This is a genomic window from Leifsonia sp. PS1209 (assembly GCF_012317045.1).
Classification (GTDB): Bacteria; Actinomycetota; Actinomycetes; order Actinomycetales; family Microbacteriaceae; genus Leifsonia.
Window position 1 is genome coordinate 540,268 of sequence record NZ_CP051154.1, and the last position, 15,789, is coordinate 556,056.

The 15,789-nt window shown below is 68.0% G+C and carries 16 protein-coding genes; 8 read left to right on the forward strand and 8 right to left on the reverse strand.

Annotated features, from left to right (window positions below):
* Positions 1 to 30: 30 nt before the first annotated feature.
* Positions 31 to 855, forward strand: coding sequence for an aldo/keto reductase (locus HF024_RS02700; RefSeq protein WP_168688551.1), 825 nt, complete (start codon positions 31 to 33; stop codon positions 853 to 855).
* Between the two features lie 29 nt (positions 856 to 884).
* Here the strand turns inward: HF024_RS02700 and HF024_RS02705 are convergent, their stop codons facing one another.
* Together HF024_RS02705 and HF024_RS02710 are read right to left on the reverse strand one after the other, a co-directional pair.
* On the reverse strand, positions 885 to 3,017 hold the full coding sequence (locus HF024_RS02705) for a S9 family peptidase (protein ID WP_168688552.1): 2,133 nt from the start codon (positions 3,015 to 3,017) through the stop codon (positions 885 to 887).
* 9 nt (positions 3,018 to 3,026) lie between these two features.
* Entirely contained in the window at positions 3,027 to 4,499 is a 1,473-nt protein-coding gene (locus HF024_RS02710; protein ID WP_168688553.1) for an FUSC family protein, read from the reverse strand.
* Positions 4,500 to 4,577: 78 nt separating this feature from the next.
* Here HF024_RS02710 and HF024_RS02715 point away from each other — a divergent pair, with 78 nt between their 5' ends.
* Together HF024_RS02715 and HF024_RS02720 are read left to right on the forward strand one after the other, a co-directional pair.
* A complete protein-coding gene (locus HF024_RS02715; protein ID WP_168688554.1) occupies positions 4,578 to 6,287 on the forward strand; it encodes an alpha-glucosidase in 1,710 nt (569 codons plus the stop codon).
* Between the two features lie 47 nt (positions 6,288 to 6,334).
* A complete protein-coding gene (locus tag HF024_RS02720) occupies positions 6,335 to 6,820 on the forward strand; it encodes an SRPBCC family protein (RefSeq protein ID WP_247597272.1) in 486 nt (161 codons plus the stop codon).
* Here the strand turns inward: HF024_RS02720 and HF024_RS02725 are convergent.
* From HF024_RS02725 to HF024_RS02750, 6 genes are all read right to left on the reverse strand, one after another.
* Positions 6,810 to 7,310, reverse strand: coding sequence for a TetR/AcrR family transcriptional regulator (locus tag HF024_RS02725; protein WP_247597273.1), 501 nt, complete (start codon positions 7,308 to 7,310; stop codon positions 6,810 to 6,812). The genes HF024_RS02720 and HF024_RS02725 overlap by 11 nt on opposite strands.
* A gap of 171 nt (positions 7,311 to 7,481) precedes the next feature.
* Positions 7,482 to 9,800 carry a transglycosylase domain-containing protein gene (locus tag HF024_RS02730; RefSeq protein WP_168688555.1) on the reverse strand — a complete coding sequence of 773 codons (2,319 nt, stop codon included), beginning with the start codon at positions 9,798 to 9,800 and terminating at the stop codon, positions 7,482 to 7,484.
* Between the two features lie 84 nt (positions 9,801 to 9,884).
* A complete protein-coding gene (locus HF024_RS02735) occupies positions 9,885 to 10,253 on the reverse strand; it encodes a MarR family transcriptional regulator (RefSeq protein WP_247597401.1) in 369 nt (122 codons plus the stop codon).
* 436 nt (positions 10,254 to 10,689) lie between these two features.
* The gene (locus tag HF024_RS02740; protein WP_168688557.1) at positions 10,690 to 11,190 is read right to left on the reverse strand and encodes a MarR family transcriptional regulator; all 501 of its coding nucleotides are present in this window, start codon (positions 11,188 to 11,190) and stop codon (positions 10,690 to 10,692) included.
* Positions 11,191 to 11,222: 32 nt separating this feature from the next.
* Positions 11,223 to 11,777, reverse strand: a complete 555-nt coding sequence (locus HF024_RS02745; RefSeq protein WP_085368780.1) for a MarR family transcriptional regulator — start codon at positions 11,775 to 11,777, stop codon at positions 11,223 to 11,225.
* 48 nt (positions 11,778 to 11,825) lie between these two features.
* On the reverse strand, positions 11,826 to 12,203 hold the full coding sequence (locus HF024_RS02750) for a hypothetical protein (protein WP_210724006.1): 378 nt from the start codon (positions 12,201 to 12,203) through the stop codon (positions 11,826 to 11,828).
* Positions 12,204 to 12,418: 215 nt separating this feature from the next.
* On the opposite strand from HF024_RS02750, the gene HF024_RS02755 reads away from it, so the two are divergent.
* The 5 genes from HF024_RS02755 (at position 12,419) to HF024_RS02775 (ending at position 15,750) form a co-directional block, all read left to right on the forward strand.
* Complete coding sequence (locus HF024_RS02755) at positions 12,419 to 12,748, forward strand: hypothetical protein (protein ID WP_210724007.1); 330 nt, start codon at positions 12,419 to 12,421, stop codon at positions 12,746 to 12,748.
* A gap of 48 nt (positions 12,749 to 12,796) precedes the next feature.
* On the forward strand, positions 12,797 to 12,952 hold the full coding sequence (locus HF024_RS02760; RefSeq protein ID WP_168688558.1) for a hypothetical protein: 156 nt from the start codon (positions 12,797 to 12,799) through the stop codon (positions 12,950 to 12,952).
* 131 nt (positions 12,953 to 13,083) lie between these two features.
* Complete coding sequence (locus tag HF024_RS02765; protein ID WP_085368778.1) at positions 13,084 to 13,758, forward strand: PadR family transcriptional regulator; 675 nt, start codon at positions 13,084 to 13,086, stop codon at positions 13,756 to 13,758.
* 151 nt (positions 13,759 to 13,909) lie between these two features.
* On the forward strand, positions 13,910 to 14,926 hold the full coding sequence (locus HF024_RS02770; protein WP_168688559.1) for an ATP-binding cassette domain-containing protein: 1,017 nt from the start codon (positions 13,910 to 13,912) through the stop codon (positions 14,924 to 14,926).
* The gene (locus HF024_RS02775; protein WP_168688560.1) at positions 14,923 to 15,750 is read left to right on the forward strand and encodes an ABC transporter permease; all 828 of its coding nucleotides are present in this window, start codon (positions 14,923 to 14,925) and stop codon (positions 15,748 to 15,750) included. The genes HF024_RS02770 and HF024_RS02775 overlap by 4 nt, the downstream gene beginning before the upstream one ends.
* Positions 15,751 to 15,789: the final 39 nt, after the last annotated feature.

Here is a 15,789-nt window from a genome sequence, read left to right on the forward strand (position 1 = left end):
TGTACGCCTGTGACGCGGCAGAATGAACCCATGACGCACATCCCGGAGCTTCTTCTCAACGACGGCAACCGCATCCCGCAGCTGGGCTTCGGCGTGTACAAGATCCCGGATGCGGAGACCCCGGATGCGGTGCTCACCGCCATCGACGCCGGGTACCGGCACATCGACACGGCTGCGTTCTACGAGAACGAGCGCGGGGTGGGCGAGGGCATCCGCCAGAGCGGCCTCGACCGCGACGAAGTGTTCGTGACCACCAAGGTGTGGTGGAACCAGAACGGCTACGACAGCACCCTCCGCTCGTTCGACGAAAGCCTCGATCGGCTCGGCTTCGACAGCGTCGACCTGTTCCTCATCCACTGGCCTGCGCCGAAGCACGACAAGTACGTCGACACCTGGCGTGCGCTGGAGACGATCCGGGATGAGGGGCGAGCCAGGTCGATCGGCGTCGCCAACTTCCACATCCATCACCTGGAGCGGCTCGCGCGAGAGACGGACACGGTGCCCGCCGTCAACCAGGTGGAGCTGCACCCGTGGCTTCCGCAGGCGGAGGTGCGCGCGTACGGCGCGGAGCACGGCATCGTCACCGAGGCGTGGTCGCCGCTCGCTCGCGGCCGCATCCTCGGGAACGAACCGCTCGCGCGCATCGCAGCGAAACACGGCGTGACGCCGGCGCAGGTCGTGATCCGCTGGCAGCTTCAGCTCGGCAACGTCGTCATCCCGAAGTCGGTCACCCCCGACCGCATCCGCCAGAACCTCGACGTCTTCTCGTTCGAGCTCGACGCCGACGACCTCGCCACCATCGCCACCCTCGAGTCCGGCGAGCGCACCGGCCGCGACCCCGACGACCTCGGCTGACGCCCGCCCCGGCGCCGCCGCGCCCTGCGCTACTCGCCGGTCGGGTGCGCGCCGACCGCGTCGACGAGCCAGGCGTAGGCGAACGCCCGCTCCCGCCACGCCGAATACCGGCCGGACACCCCGCCGTGCCCGGCAGCCATCTCGATCTTCAGCAGCGCGTCGGCTCCCACCTCGCGCAGCCGCGCCACCCATTTCGCGGGTTCCACGTACAGCACGCGGGTGTCGTTGAGGCTGGTCACGGCCAGGATGCGCGGGTAGTGGGTGTCGTGCACGTTCTCGACCGGGGAGTACGACTTCATGTACGCGTACACCTCCTCGTCGTGCAGCGGGTCGCCCCACTCGTCCCACTCGATCACCGTCAGCGGAAGCGACGGGTCCAGGATGCTCGTGAGCGGGTCGACGAACGGCACCTCCGCCAAAATCCCCGAGAAGTATTTCGGCGCCAGGTTCGCGACGGCGCCCATCAGCAGGCCGCCCGCGCTGCCGCCCTGCGCCGCGAGCCGGTCCGGAGCCGTCCATCCGGTGTCGATCAGGTGTCGCGCGCTGTCCACGAAGTCGGTGAACGTGTTCTTCTTGTGCAGCTTCTTGCCGTGCTCGTACCAGAGCCGTCCCAGCTCGCCGCCGCCGCGCACGTGCGCGATGGCGAACACGATGCCTCGGTCGAGCAGGCTGAGCCGGGGGATGCCGAACGACGGGTCCATGCTCGCCTCGTACGACCCGTACCCGTAGAGCACGAGCGGCGCGGGCTCGCCCGGCGTGACCAGGTCGCGCCGGTACACCAGTGAGATCGGGATGCGCGTGCCGTCCTTCGCGGTCGCCCACTCGCGCTTCTGGGCGAACAGCGCAGGGTCGAACTCTCCGAGCACGGCCTGCTGTTTGCGCATCCGGAGCTCGCGGGTGCGCACGTCGTAGTCGTACACGGTGGAGGGGGTGACGAAGCTGCCGTAGCCGAGGCGCAGGGTCGGCTGGGTCCATTCGGGGTTGCCGCCGGCGCCGACGGTGAAGAGTTCTTCGTCGAAGTGCAGCTCGTGCAGGGTGTCGTCGGCGGCGCCTCCGTCTTCCGGCACGCACGCGACGGCCACGCGGGTGAGCCCCTCCCTGCGGTATTCGACGGCGACGAAGTCGCGGAACGCATCCACCCCTTCGAGCCGGACGTCGGGGTTGTGGGGGAGCAGCACGCGCCTGGCGCCCTGCGGGTCGTCGGCGGCCACGCTCACCAGCTCGAAGTTGACGGCGTCGTCGTTGTGCACGATCAGCAGCCGGTCGCGCCCGCCGACCACGGCGTGCTCGACGTCGTACTCGACGCCCTCCTTGCGCGGCCAGACAACGGCGAACTCGCCGGTCGGGTCGCTCGACCGCAGCAGCCACGCCTCGCTGGTGATGTTCGACCCGGCCTCGATGACCAGGAAGTCGCGGCTGCGGGTGAGCCCGACGCCGATCCAGTAGCGCTCGTCCGGCTCGTGGAACACCTGCACGTCGGTGCCGGGTGCGCCGTCCCCGACCCTGTGCCGCCACACCGTGTCCGGACGCCAGGCGTCGTCGACGGTCGTGTAGAAGATGTACTCGCCGCCCTGATCGAACAGCGCACCGGATGCGGTGTCCTCGATCTCGTCGGGGAACTCCACCCCGTCGTCCACCAGCGACCGCACCCGGATCGTGTACCGCTCGTCGCCTTCGGTGTCGACCGCCCACAGCAGCCGCGTGCCGTCGGCGCTCACGTCGAAGCTGCCGAGCGCGTAGAACTCGTGCCCCTCCGCCTCGGCGTTGTCGTCGAGCAGGATCTGCTCACCCGGCAGCCCGTTGCGCTGCGCCTCCTCGTCGAGCGCCGGCGGCTCCCAGTCGTCAGCGCCGGCGATGGGTGCGCGGCAGTGGATGCCGTACTGCTTCCCCTCGACCGTCCGCGTGTAATACCACCAGTCGCCTTCGCGGGTGGGGACGCTCAGATCGGTCTCGCGGGTGCGCCCTTTGATCTCTTCGAAGATCTGCTCGCGCAGCAGCGCCAGGTTCTCGGTGCGGGCGTTGGTGTACGCGTTCTCCTCGTGCAGGTGGGCGACGACGGCCGGGTCGTCCTTGTCGCGCAGCCACTCGTACTGGTCGATGTACACGTCCCCGTGATGGATGCGTTCTGTCGGCTTCTTCGGCGTGATCGGCGGCGTGAGCATTCCATCAGGCTACCGTCCGCCATCCCGCCCGCGCCCGTCGAGCTCGGCCCCGAGCGCCAGCAGAGTCGAGTGGATGCGCGCGAAGTCGACCGGCGCCGCGAGGCTCTTCCGCGCCGCCCCGACCGCGCGCCGCAGCCGCCCAGTGGTGGCGTCGCCTCCCACGCCATCACCCGCGAGCCGCGCATCCACTGCGGGCCCCAGCGCGAGCGCCGCCTCGATGCAGTCGATCGCCCTGATCGTCTTCCGCCCGCCCACGGCGCGCCGCGCCCGGTGCACCGGCGCCAGCTGTTCGACGCGGGCCAAGGATGCGCGGAACGCCTCGACCCGCTCGTCCTGCGGCACAGCGGGGTCGGCCGGGGCGAACACCGCACCGAGCGCCACCAGCATCTCCGACAGTCGCTTGCGCACCACATCGTCGGAGCGGACGGGCAGCACGAACCACGCCGCCGCGATCCCGATCACCGCACCGGTCACGATCGCGAGCACCCGCTCGCCGAGCACCGCCCAGAGCGACGCTCCCGTCGGCGCGACGCCGAGCAGTCCCTGGAGCAGCGCGACGGCGAGCGTCACGGCCAGCGCCCAGAACGCGTAACTGTATCCGCGTAGCCAGGTGCCGACGAACAGGGCCGCGAAGATGACGACGACCGCGAGCATCCCGGTCGGCTCCGCCACGAACGTGAACGCCACGGCGACGATCGTGCCGCCGAGCGCCCCCGCCACCCGCAGCGCGCTCTTGTGCACCACATCCCCGCGCCCCCGGTTGCCGGAATTGACGATGAACGCGGTCAGCACGGTCCACATCGCATGGTCGGGGAACAGCAGCCACCCAGCGACGAACGCCGCGGCGAGGGCCGCCGCCATCTGCAGCGCCATGCGGGTGCTCGCCGGGAGGCGGCGGGGCGCAGGGACGGCAGCGGCGGCCGCCCCGGCACCCTCGCCCGCTCGTGCACCCTCGCCCGCCCCAGCAACCTCACCCACAACAGCAACCCCCGCCAGCACCCCAACCTCCCTGGCGACCGCCACCCACGCAACAGCCACCACGGACGCGCCGACCAGCAGCACCAGATCCAGCCACCACCGCCCGGTCTGCGCACCCGCCCCCGGGGCGACGAGGATCGCTGTGAACGGCAGCGTGACCAACGCCCCCAGCCGCGCAATCCTCCCGCCGAAACGCCGCATCCAGATCGGCACGCTCATCCCGGCCACGAACGCGACCGCGCCGACCACCGGCGCCGCGACGAGCAGCCACCCGACTCCCGCCGCCACCAGCCCGATAACGGGAAGCAGCGCCGCCGACCGCGCGAACTCACCCCGCGATGCGAACGTCCTCCGCGACAGCGTCAGGGCCACCACGGTCGCAAGCACAGCGGTGCCGTACCCGCCACCGACAGCGACCGCGATCCACCACATAGTCGCGCACGCCCCCGCGGCGGCCGCGACGGAGATCAGGGCGGAGAGCCCGGCGCGGGCCACGGGATGCATGGGTGCATTTTCTCACCCGCCCGGCGTTCCGCCACGACCCGCCCCGGCCCGCCACACCCCACCGGCTACTCTGAACAGATGAGCGAGAAATGGTGGCAGTCCGCCGTCGTCTACCAGGTGTATCCCCGGAGTTTCGCGGACAGCAACGGTGACGGCATCGGCGATCTGCGTGGTGTCATCGACCATCTCGACCACCTGGATGCGCTCGGCGTCGATGTGGTCTGGCTCTCGCCGATCTATGCGTCGCCGCACGATGACAACGGCTACGACATCAGCGACTATCGCGCCATCGACCCCGCGTTCGGCACCTTCGACGACTTCGACGAGCTGTTGCAGGAGCTGCACGCGCGCGGCATGAAGCTCGTGATGGATCTGGTCGTCAATCACACCTCCGACGAGCACGCGTGGTTCGTCGAGTCGTCCGCAGGGCCGGACAGCCCGAAGCGCGACTGGTACTGGTGGCGTCCGCCGCGCGACGGCAAGGCTCCGGGCGAGAGCGGTGCGGAGCCGAACAACTGGGGGTCGTTCTTCTCCGGGTCGGCCTGGCAGCTCGATCAGGCGAGCGGCGAGTACTACCTGCACCTGTTCTCCCGCAAGCAGCCCGACCTCAACTGGGAGAACCCGGAGGTGCGGGATGCGGTCTACGAGATGATGAACTGGTGGCTCGACCGCGGCGTCGACGGGTTCCGGATGGACGTCATCAACCTCATCTCGAAGGTGCAGGACCTGCCGGACGGCGTCGTTCCTCCCGGCGCGCTCTACGGGGACGGCTACCCGTTCTACGGGCAGGGGCCGCGCATCCACGAGTTCCTGCACGAGATGCATGAGCGTGTTTTCGCGGGGCGCGACGACCGGTATCTCACGGTAGGAGAGATGCCCGGCGTCACCGTCGACCAGGCTCAGCTGTTCACCGATCCGGCGCGCGGCGAGCTGGACATGGTGTTCCAGTTCGAGCACGTCGACCTCGACCACGGGCCCGGCGGCAAGTGGGATCACCGCCCGGCGTCGGTGCTCGACCTCAAGCGGTCGTTCGCGAAGTGGCAGGACGGCCTCGCCGAGCGCGGCTGGAACAGCCTGTACTGGAACAACCACGACCAGCCGCGCGTGGTCAGCCGGTTCGGCGACGACGGGGATGCGCGCATCCCGTCGGCGAAGGCGCTCGCCACCGTGCTGCACCTGCAGCGGGGCACGCCGTACGTCTACCAGGGTGAGGAGCTCGGGATGACGAACGTGCCGTTCCGCGGCATCGAGGACTTCCGTGACATCGAGACCCTCAACCACTACGCGGAGGCCGTCGACGTGCTCGGCGCCCCGGCCGAGGAGGTGCTGGCCGCGCTGCGCACCACGAGCAGGGACAATGCCCGCACTCCGGTGCAGTGGTCGGATGCGCCGAACGCCGGGTTCACGACGGGCACGCCGTGGATCCCGGTGAACCCGAACTTCCGCGAGGTCAACGCGGCGGCGGAACGGCGCGACCCTGACTCGGTGTTCGCGTACTACCGCAGCCTCATCGACCTGCGGCATCACGACGAGCGCGTCTCCAGCGGAACGCTCGAGATGGTGCTCCCCGAGCACCCCCAGGTGTTCGCGTACACGAGGACGCTCGGTGCGCGCCAACTACTCGTGCTCGTCAACCTCACCGGAGAGCAGGCGGACTACGAGCTTCCGGATGCGGAGGCCTGGGCGGGTGCGCCGACCGTACTGAGCAACCTCCCGGATGCGCGGGGCGGGGTCACCGGGACGCTCGCGCCGTGGCAGGCCCTCGTGCTCTCCCGCGACGACGCCTGAGCCGAAAAGTCAGGCACCGCTTGCCACCAGAGGCGGGCGGGTGTCTGATGAGCCCCAGGGAAGCTCTGCGGGGCAGAGCCGGGGAGGCGGTCATGGGCAGCTACGTCGCACGGGCCGAAGTGGATGTGCGCGCGCCGCGTTCGGCGGTGTGGCGGGTGCTCACGTCCAACGGTGCGCATCCGGAGATCATGTTCGGCGCCGACGTGCAGTCGGACTGGCGCATCGGGAGCCGCATCGTCTGGCGCGGCGAGTGGAACGGGAAGACGTTCGAGGATCACGGGCGCGTGATCGAGTTGCAGGAGCCGAGCAGGATCGTGCTCACGCACTTCAGCCCGCTGAGCGGGTCGGACGACGTCCCGGAGAACTACCACTCGTTGCGGTTCGAGCTGGATGAGACGCCGACCGGTACTCACGTCACGCTCGACCAGGACAACAACCCGACAGCGGAGGCGGCGGAGCACTCCCGGGAGAACTGGACGACGATGCTCGCCGGCGTGAAGGCGGTCGCGGAGCGCGCAGCTTCTAAGCCGTGATCGCCTCGTTCAGGTACGCGCCGATGAACACGTCGAACGCGGACACCGTCTTCTCCTTGTCGCCGGTGAGCAGATAGCCGAAGTGGAGACCGGCCGCGGTGTCGGCGAGCCAGTGGGCGAGCACTGCGGCGCGCCGCTTCTCGACGCCATTGCTGGTGAGCCAGCGCTGCACGACCGCGAGCCAGTCGGTGAACGACGTGGTGATGCGTGTGCCGATCTCCGGGTCGATCGGTTCGAGCGCGCCGGCCTCGAACTGCAGGCGCAGGCCGGTGCGGTTGCCCTCGCGGAGCGAGTGGCGGAAGGCCTCGCTGTACCAGTCCGCGAACTGCTGACGGTCGAAACCGGCGATGTCGACGCCGACGGCCGCCTCGGACTGCTGGCGCACACCCTCCTCGAGGATGGCGTCGATCATGCCCTGACGCGAGCCGAAATGGTAGACGAAGGAGTACGTGCTGACCCCGAGGGAGCTCGCCAGACTGCGAAAGGTCATCCGCGACAGAGGCTCGGTCGCAACATGTTCCATGATGCGGCCCAAAAGCTCTGGCTTTCGACTGGGGTCTGGTGTACGTCCCACGCGATAACCATAAGCGAGCCGCCGCTCACGAAGGAAGGCAAATCAGGGTATAAAAACCGGAATCCCAATATCGCTTTCGGGGCCGCGTCAGCCGCGTCCTGGAGGGTTGCCGCCGCCGTTGCCCGGACCGCCGTTGCCCGGACCGCCGCCGTTGCCCTGGCCGCCGTTGCCGCCGCCCGCGGGGGGAGCGGGAGCGGTGGGTGCGGTCGGCGTCGGCGGCTTCGGCGCAGGCGGAGCCTTCGTGAACTTCGCATCCGGCCCGGGGAACGCCGTCCCGCCGTAGACGGCGTTGAGCGCGGCCAGGATCGGCTTGGCGATGGCGAACTTCACATTGCCGCCTCCGATGCCGTTGAACGACTGGCTGCGCAGCGCGACCGCGCCTTCCACGTTGCCGACCCAGGTGGCCTGGGCGACCTTGGTGGTGGAGGTGACGAGCCAGTTCTCCAGCGAGTCGTCCGTCGTGCCGGTCTTGCCGAAGATCGGGATGCCGTCGTTCGGGTTGGCCGAGGTGGCCGTTCCTCCGCGGAGCACGCCCTGCAGTGCGAAGATCGCGGCCGCCGCGACACCGGGATCGATCGGTGTGGTCGAGCACTGCGTCTTCGGAACGGCGTGCTCCGTGCCGTCAGCGTTCAGGATCTTGTCGATGGCGATCGGGCTGCAGGCGACGCCATTGTTGGCGATGCCCGCGTACGCGGTGGCCATCGTGATCGGGGCGATGTAGTTGGTGCCGAGCACGGAGGAGGGGTTGGCCATGAAACGGTTGGCCTCTTCGTCCGCGCCGTGGACGAGCAGATCCTGCGCGCGCTGCTTGATGCCGCACAGGTCGAGCTTGGTGGCCATCTGGGCGAAGATCGTGTTGATCGACTGCGCCGTGGCGTTCATCACGGTGGTGCTGCTGACCGATTCGCCCTCGTCGTTCGAGACCGGCCACGGCGCTCCGCCGATGTCCTGGCACGGATCGCTGGAGTGGAACGACGACTGCGGGAACAGGTGTTGCGTGCCGTTGACGGACTCGTACAGCGAATGACCCTCCTGCAGCCATTCGAGGAGGTCGAACGCCTTGTACGCCGAACCGGTCTGGAAGCCTTCCGACCCGCCATCCACGTAGTCGGTGTTGTAGTTGACGGCCGTGGTCGCCGGAGCAGGGGCCGCGGTGTTGTCGTACGGCCGGTTCTGCACCATCGTCACGACGCGTCCCGTTCCCACTTCCACCGACACGTTGGAGGAGCCGAGGTCGAGGTACGGGCTCGCGGGCGGGATGTACGCGGCGATGGATGCCTGGGCCGCCCCCTGCAGGTCGAGGTTGAGGGTGGTGTAGATCTTCAGGCCGCCGCGGTTGAGGAAGCCGGAGCGGTCGTCGCTCGTCTTGCCGAAGATCGCGTTGTTCTCGATCTGGCGCTCGACGTAGTCGCAGAAGAATGCCGCGTTGAACTGCTGGGCCGTCATGCAGCCGTTCTGCACCGGAGTGATCTTGGGCTCGACCTTGGTCGCCTTCGCCGCGTCGTGCTCCGCCGTGGTGATCTTGCCGTTGGCGAGCATCCGGTCGAGCACGTAGTTGCGGCGGTCGAGCGTCTCCTTGTATCCGTCGGCCGCGCCGTTCTCCTTGCTGGTGGGCTTGTCGATGCGCAGGTTGTCCGGGTTGTTCAGGATGGCGATGAGCGTGGCGGCCTGCTGCAGGTTGAGAGCTTTCGCAGAGACGCCGAAGTAGTATTCGGCCGCCTGCTGAACGCCGTAGGTGCGGCCGCCGAACAGAGCGATGTTGAGGTAGCTCTGCAGGATCTGGTTCTTGGTGTATTCCTTCTCGAGACCGATTGCGTAGCGCATCTCCTTGAGCTTGCGCACCGGGTCGACCTCTGTGGCGTCGTTGTAGCAGGACTCGTATGCCGTGAGCTGCTTCTTCTGCACGGCGGCCGTGGCCGTCACATCCGGCTGCTTGTTCTCGCAGCGCTGCACCAGGATGTTCTTGACGTACTGCTGCGTGATCGACGAACCGCCCTGCACGTCTTTGTGGAGGGCCGTGAGCATCGCGCCGCGGATCGTGCCCGTGACGTCGACGCCGCCGTGCTCGTAGAACCGCGGGTCCTCCGTGGCGATGGCGGCGTCTTTGAGGTTCTGCGAGATGTCGTCCCAGCCGACCTCCACGCGGTTCTGCGAATAGAAGGTCGCGATGGGCACGTCTTTGCCCCCGGACTTCGCGTACATCGTCGATGCCTGCGCGAGCGGCTCGACTTTGATGTACTCGGGGAGGCCGTCGAAGACGCCGATTGTCGAGTCGGCTGCCGACCCGGTCAGCGCGACGGCCGGCGTGACGGCGGCGGCGCCGAGCACCCCCGCGACGGCGCTGAGCGCCACGAACCCCAGGAGCGCGGGCGCCCATCCCCATTTGCTGCGACCCGAAGATTTCATGGCGTCATGATACGCGGCGAGGTTGGCGGTTTCACCGGGACACCCGTCAGGTTGGGGAGAAGCACGGGATGTGGATGGACCGTGTCACTCGGCCCGGAGCTTGTCGCAGAGCTCGGCCAGGCGGTCGAGCTCAGCGGGGTCGAGCCGTCCGCCGACGCGTTCGGTGATCGTCCGCATGTGCTCGACGGCGACCCGCCGGAACATCTCGAAGCCGGAGTCCGTCATCCGGATCACCGTGCCGCGCGCATCCGACGGCTCCGGGCATTTCGCGACGAGTCCGCGGGCGACCAGCCTGTCGACCAGCCTGCTCACGCTGGGCTGCGTGAGCAGCACGTGCTTGTTGAGATCGCGCAGGCGGAGCGAGCGGTCGGGCTGCCTGGAGAGGTTGAACAGCACGTCGTACTCGTTGAACGAGATGTCCCTGGTCGGGAACTCGGCGGCGAGGGTGCGCATCACGGCGACCTGGGCGCGGAACAGCGACTCCCACGCCGACACGGCGTTGACGCGCGCAGCCGCGCGCCGCGCGTCGCCCGTCCGCTCGCCGGTTCCGGCGTGCGTGCCGGTTCGCTCGCCGGTGCTCGCTTGCGCCTCTGTACGCATGATGCTGCTGCCTCCTCGGGTGGGACGAATGCTCGATGCATTCGCATCCTTCCACCAACCGGTGACAGTTCCATCCGTGCCAGCACGGGATCCTGGATGTGGCGGGACCGGCGTTAACAGATTGAGGGCCGGCCGCAGAGGCTAGCGGCCGGCCCTCTCCCTTGCACCAAGAGTGTCCTGCAATCACATTCCGCGTTGGCTGCCACAGCAAACAACTAACGCTCTTGAACTATATAACGAAGAGGTAACGGGATCTAGTTATCTGTTCGTTATTTTTGCTGCGAATTTTCTATGTGCGCTTTCGAGCCGGCTCAGCGTCCTCGTTCAGGTGGTCGAGGGTCTCGGTGAGGCGCCCGAGGAACGCGCTGACGACGCGCGCCTGATCCTCGTCGAGCGACGCGGCGACGGCCAACAGTCTGTCGTGCATCTGCCCGAGGGTCTCTCTGACCTCTACGTCGGCGCCGGGGGTGGCGGTGATGACGATGCTTCGCCGGTCGTTCGGGTGCGGCGCCCGCTGGATGTGCCCGGATGCGCTGAGCCGGTCGAGCATGATCGTGATCGACGACGACTTCATGCCGAGCAGGGCAGCGAGATCGGCGGGCGTGGCCAGCCGGCCCTCTTCTTCGGCGCGGAGCAGGAAGCGCAGTGCGCGCAGATCGGCCTCGCCCATCTTCATGGACTCGCGGGTGCGTCTGCGCATCGCCTGTTCGACCGCGCGGTAGGTGCGCAGCGAGCGGAGGACGCGCACCGTGCTGGCAGGCGCCGTTTCAAACCAAGGGTGTTCGGGCATACGACCGCCAGTTTACCCGGCGTGTCGCGACGTCAGTGCTTCGCCCTGTCGGCGGTCCTGTCGCCCGCTCGGTCCGTGGCCGGGCGCGCGCTGTCGATGTGGTCGACGGCGTCGCGCAGGCGGTCGATGAAGTCCACGATCGTGTCCGCGTCCTCGTCGGAGAGGGAGGCTGCGACCTCGACCAGCTCTTCGCGGATGTCGCCGAGAATGGCCTTGTGCAGCTCGTCCGTCGGAACGGTGGGCACGATGATGAGCGCGCGCCTGTCGAACGGGCTCGGCTCGCGCCGGACGTGCCCGGCCTTCTCGAGCCTGTCCAGGAGGATCGTGATGGAGGAGCTCTGCACGCCGAGGTAGTCGGCGAGCTCCTTCGGCCCGACGTTGACGCCGCGCTCGTTCGCCCGGAGGAGGTAGCGGAGCGCCGAGATGTCGTTCTCGCTCATCCGCATCGCCTGCTCCGAGCGTCGCTGCATGGCCGCGTCAGCGGCTCCGTACGCTCGCATGGCTTCGAGGACGGCCACGGCTCTCTCCCGTTCCGCCTCCGGTCCGTACCAGTAATGAGGCGTCGAACCCTGTTTGTTCGTCGTCATGCACTAGATGATAGACCAACTACAAGCTAGTCAATCTAGCGATGCCCGCTAGACCGCCACCGGCGTGGCCATCGCCGACGCGTTCGTCAGCGCGGCTGCGGGGGTGCGCTGCCTGCGCTTGGACAGCGAGGTGACCTCGACGGGCTCCGGAGGAACGACGACTCCGGCCGACCTGCTGGCCATCTCCATCATCAGCTCGAGCCAGGCGTCGTTGAGGCGGTCGGCCGAGTCCCGGCTGAACTCGTAGCGCAGCGGGATGGCGTTGTCGATCCAGACCGAGTGCCTGCCCGGCGTCGAATGCTCCGTGGTCCAGCTCAACAGGAAGGGCTCCCTGCGCCGCAGTTTGACCGTGATAACCGCTTGGATATGGGCGAGGACCCGATCCTCGAACTCGAATCCTTCGCCGTCGTACACCAGCACACCCATGACACGCTCCCCATCTCGTCGTGCGCCCATCATGGCGACAACACGAGGATAGCGTATTACTAGATCGTCTAGCTACGCATGTTCGGGAATATTCATTGCTGTAGCTACTAGCGTATCCGGAGCCGTGAATCAACCCCCCTGCCCAAATTTGTCTCAGCGTCGGACTATCTAGAGAATCTAGTTATCCATCACCGAGAAGCTCGAAAGGGCACACCATGACGATCGCGAGAGACGCACCGGCGCCGATGACGGCACCCTCTCTGGACGCAGCAGGCGCCGCAGGCACCACCCAGCCGGCGGGAGGCACGGAGTGCGTGACCTGGCGCATCCCCACGGCGGGACTCTGGGTCGCCGAGACTCCATCCGCCTACCTCGGGATGGTCGACCACAGCCGTGACGGGTTCGTCGCCACCAGCAGTACGGGCCGCGACCTGGGCGTCTTCGCCACCCTCGCCGACGCTCAGCTCGCGGTCTACCGCACCTGGTCGACGCCGGATGCTGCACCGCGCGCCGGCTGGACGTTCCGCGGCTCGGCCGCCCACTAGCTCTCTTAGACCTCCCGACCGTCCCCAACTAGAAGGAATCACCTCGAAATGCTCGCCCTCATCATCGTCCTGCTCGTCGTCTGGGCCATCCTGGCCGTCCTCGGCTTCGCCATCAAGGGACTCCTGTGGCTCGCGATCCTCGGTCTCGTCTTCTTCGTGATCACCGCGATCGTCGGATTCATCCGACGCAACAGCAGGGCCTGAACGCACCATACGAACAGAGCGGGCCTCCCCGGCGACCACGGTCGCGGGGGAGGCCCGCTCTTCGTGTTCCCGGGCATGCTGGACAGAGCACTCGAAAGCGAATACTCTAAACAAAGTATTCGGAGGTGAACATGTCCAAACGCGCGATCTCGAACCCGCTGGCCCTCGCGGTGCTGTCCTGCCTGTGGGAGCGGCCGATGTACCCGTACGAGATGACCACGTCCATGCGCGAGCGCGGCAAGGAAGACAGTATCCGCCTCAACTTCGGATCCCTCTACGCGGTCATCAAGTCGCTGGAGAAGCACGGCTTCATCGTCGCCACCCAGACCGAGCGGGAGGGCAACCGCCCGGAGCGCGTGGTCTACGAGATCACCGACGCGGGCCGTCGCGAGGCCGACGAGTGGCTGAGCGAGCTCATCGACACCCCCGTCAAGGAGTACCCGGCCATCGAGACCGGCCTCTCCCTCCTCCCGATGCTCCCGCCGCAGACTGCGCTCGAACTCCTGGAGAAGCGGGTGGAGCGGCTCGACGACGAGATCGCCTCCCGGCACCGCCAGCTCGACGAGATCGGCGACAGCCTCCCCGAGCTGTTCATGGTCGAATTCCACTACCGCCAGGCGGTGCTGGATGCGGAGCGCGCGTACATCGCGGGGCTCGCATCGCGCATCCGGGACGGGTCGATCGGCGGCCTGCAGATGTGGGAGGGGCTGCACGCGCTCCTCCGCGAAGGACTCAGCATGGCCGACATCCAGCAGAGGGTGTCGGCGGGCGACTTCGGGCAGGAGGTGGCCGACCTGCTGGGCTAGAAAACGAACCGATGGCCGGAGAGCGGCAACTCTCCGGCCATCCAAACCCCAGTCGTTCCGTGAGGAACCTGCGTCAACAGTCACCGAGGGTCCATTTCCAATGGTATCGCGCGGGTCTCTCACGAACGGCTTCACTCGAAAGGAAGCCATCGTGACAACCGAATATCCGTCGGCGCTCATCGCCGACGATCTCAGAAAGTCCTACCCGGCCGGCAGGGGCAAGCCGCCCGTGCGCGCCGTCGACGGCCTCAGCTTCACCGCTGAGACCGGCACCATCTTCGGGCTGCTCGGCCCCAACGGCGCAGGCAAGTCCACCACCATCAAGATCCTCTCGACGCTCGCCCGTGCGGACTCCGGCCGCGCGATCGTCGCGGGCATCGACGTGGCCAGGCATCCGGGCAGGGTGCGCTGTTCGATCGGGTTCGTGGCGCAGAAGTCCGTCGCGGATCCGACGGACACCGGCGCAGAGAACCTGGTGCTCGCCGGCAGGCTGCAGGGCCTGTCCGGTCGGGATGCGCGCGCACGGGCCGCAGAGTTGCTCAGCCGGTTCGGTCTGGCGGAGCACGCCACCCGCCAGGTGAAGACGTACTCGGGCGGCATGTCCCGCAAGCTCGACGTCGCCATCGGCCTGATGCACCGACCGGCCGTGCTGTTCCTGGACGAGCCGACCACCGGCCTCGACCCGGAGGCGCGGGCGGAACTGTGGGCGGAGATCGAGCGGATGACCGCGTTCGAGAACATGACCGTGCTGCTCACCACGCACTACCTGGAGGAGGCGGACAGGCTCGCCAAACGGCTCGCCATCGTCGACAGGGGAACGGTCGTGACGGCCGGGACCCCGGAGGAGCTGAAGAACGACCTCCGCGGCGACGCCGTGATCGTCGAGCTCACCGCGGACGGCGACCCGTTCGCCGCCCTGACCGCCCTCGGACGAGTGGATGCGCTGAGCGAGGTCGGCGGCGACGGCCGCACCCTGCGCGCCCGCGCAGACAGCGGGGCCGCCACGCTCCCGCTCGCGCTCGCAGCGCTCGAGGCAGCAGGCATCGCCGTCGCGTCCGCGACCGTCGCTCGGCCGAGCCTCGACGACGTCTACCTGCGGCACACCGGCCGCACCCTCACGAAAGCTCAGGAGACCGCGCAGGACGCAGCATTGGAGAACGCATCATGACCGCCATCGCCCCCACCAGGATCCACTCGGAGCGCACGGCGTCCGGGCCGTCGTTCTTCACCCACACCGCCGTGCTGACCGCGCGCTTGCTGCGCGCTGCCTGGCGGATGCCGGTGTTCCTCGTGATGAACCTGGTGCAGCCGATCATCTGGCTGCTGCTGTTCGGGCAGCTGTTCAAGGCTGTCGTGCAGATCCCGGGCTTCGGCAACGGGCAGAGCTATCTGGAGTTCCTGACGCCCGGGATCGTGATGATGATGGCGCTGTTCGGCAGCGCGTGGTCGGGCACGGTCTACATCCAGGACATGCAGCGCGGTGTGATGGACAGGTTCCTCACGTCGCCGACCAGCCGTCCGGCGATGATCGTGTCCACCCTCGTCTACCAGTCGATCCTGGCCGTGGTGCAGTCGCTCGTCGTGCTCGGGATCGCGTTCTGGGCCGGGGCACGGTTCGAGGGCGGGTTCACCGGGATCGTGCTGCTGCTGCTCGCGGTCGTGCTGCTGACGGCGGTGTTCTGCTCGCTCTCGAACGCGGTCGCGCTGCTGGCGAAGGAGCAGACGGCGCTGATCGGCATCTCACAGCTGATCACGCTGCCTCTGATGTTCCTCAGCTCCGCGATCATGAACACGAAGCTCTCCCCGGAGTGGGTGCAGAACGTCGCGGCGTACAACCCGTTCGAGTGGGCGGTGATCGTCGGCCGTCAGGCGCTCTCCGCGCATCCCGACTGGCCGTCGCTCTGGCTGCACGTCGGCCTGCTCGCCGCGCTCACCGTCGTGATGGCCGCTCTCGCCACCTCGGCCTTCCGCGCCTACCAGCGTTCCGCCTGACCCGAACAATCGAGTCCGAAGTTATTCACGCGCCACGCC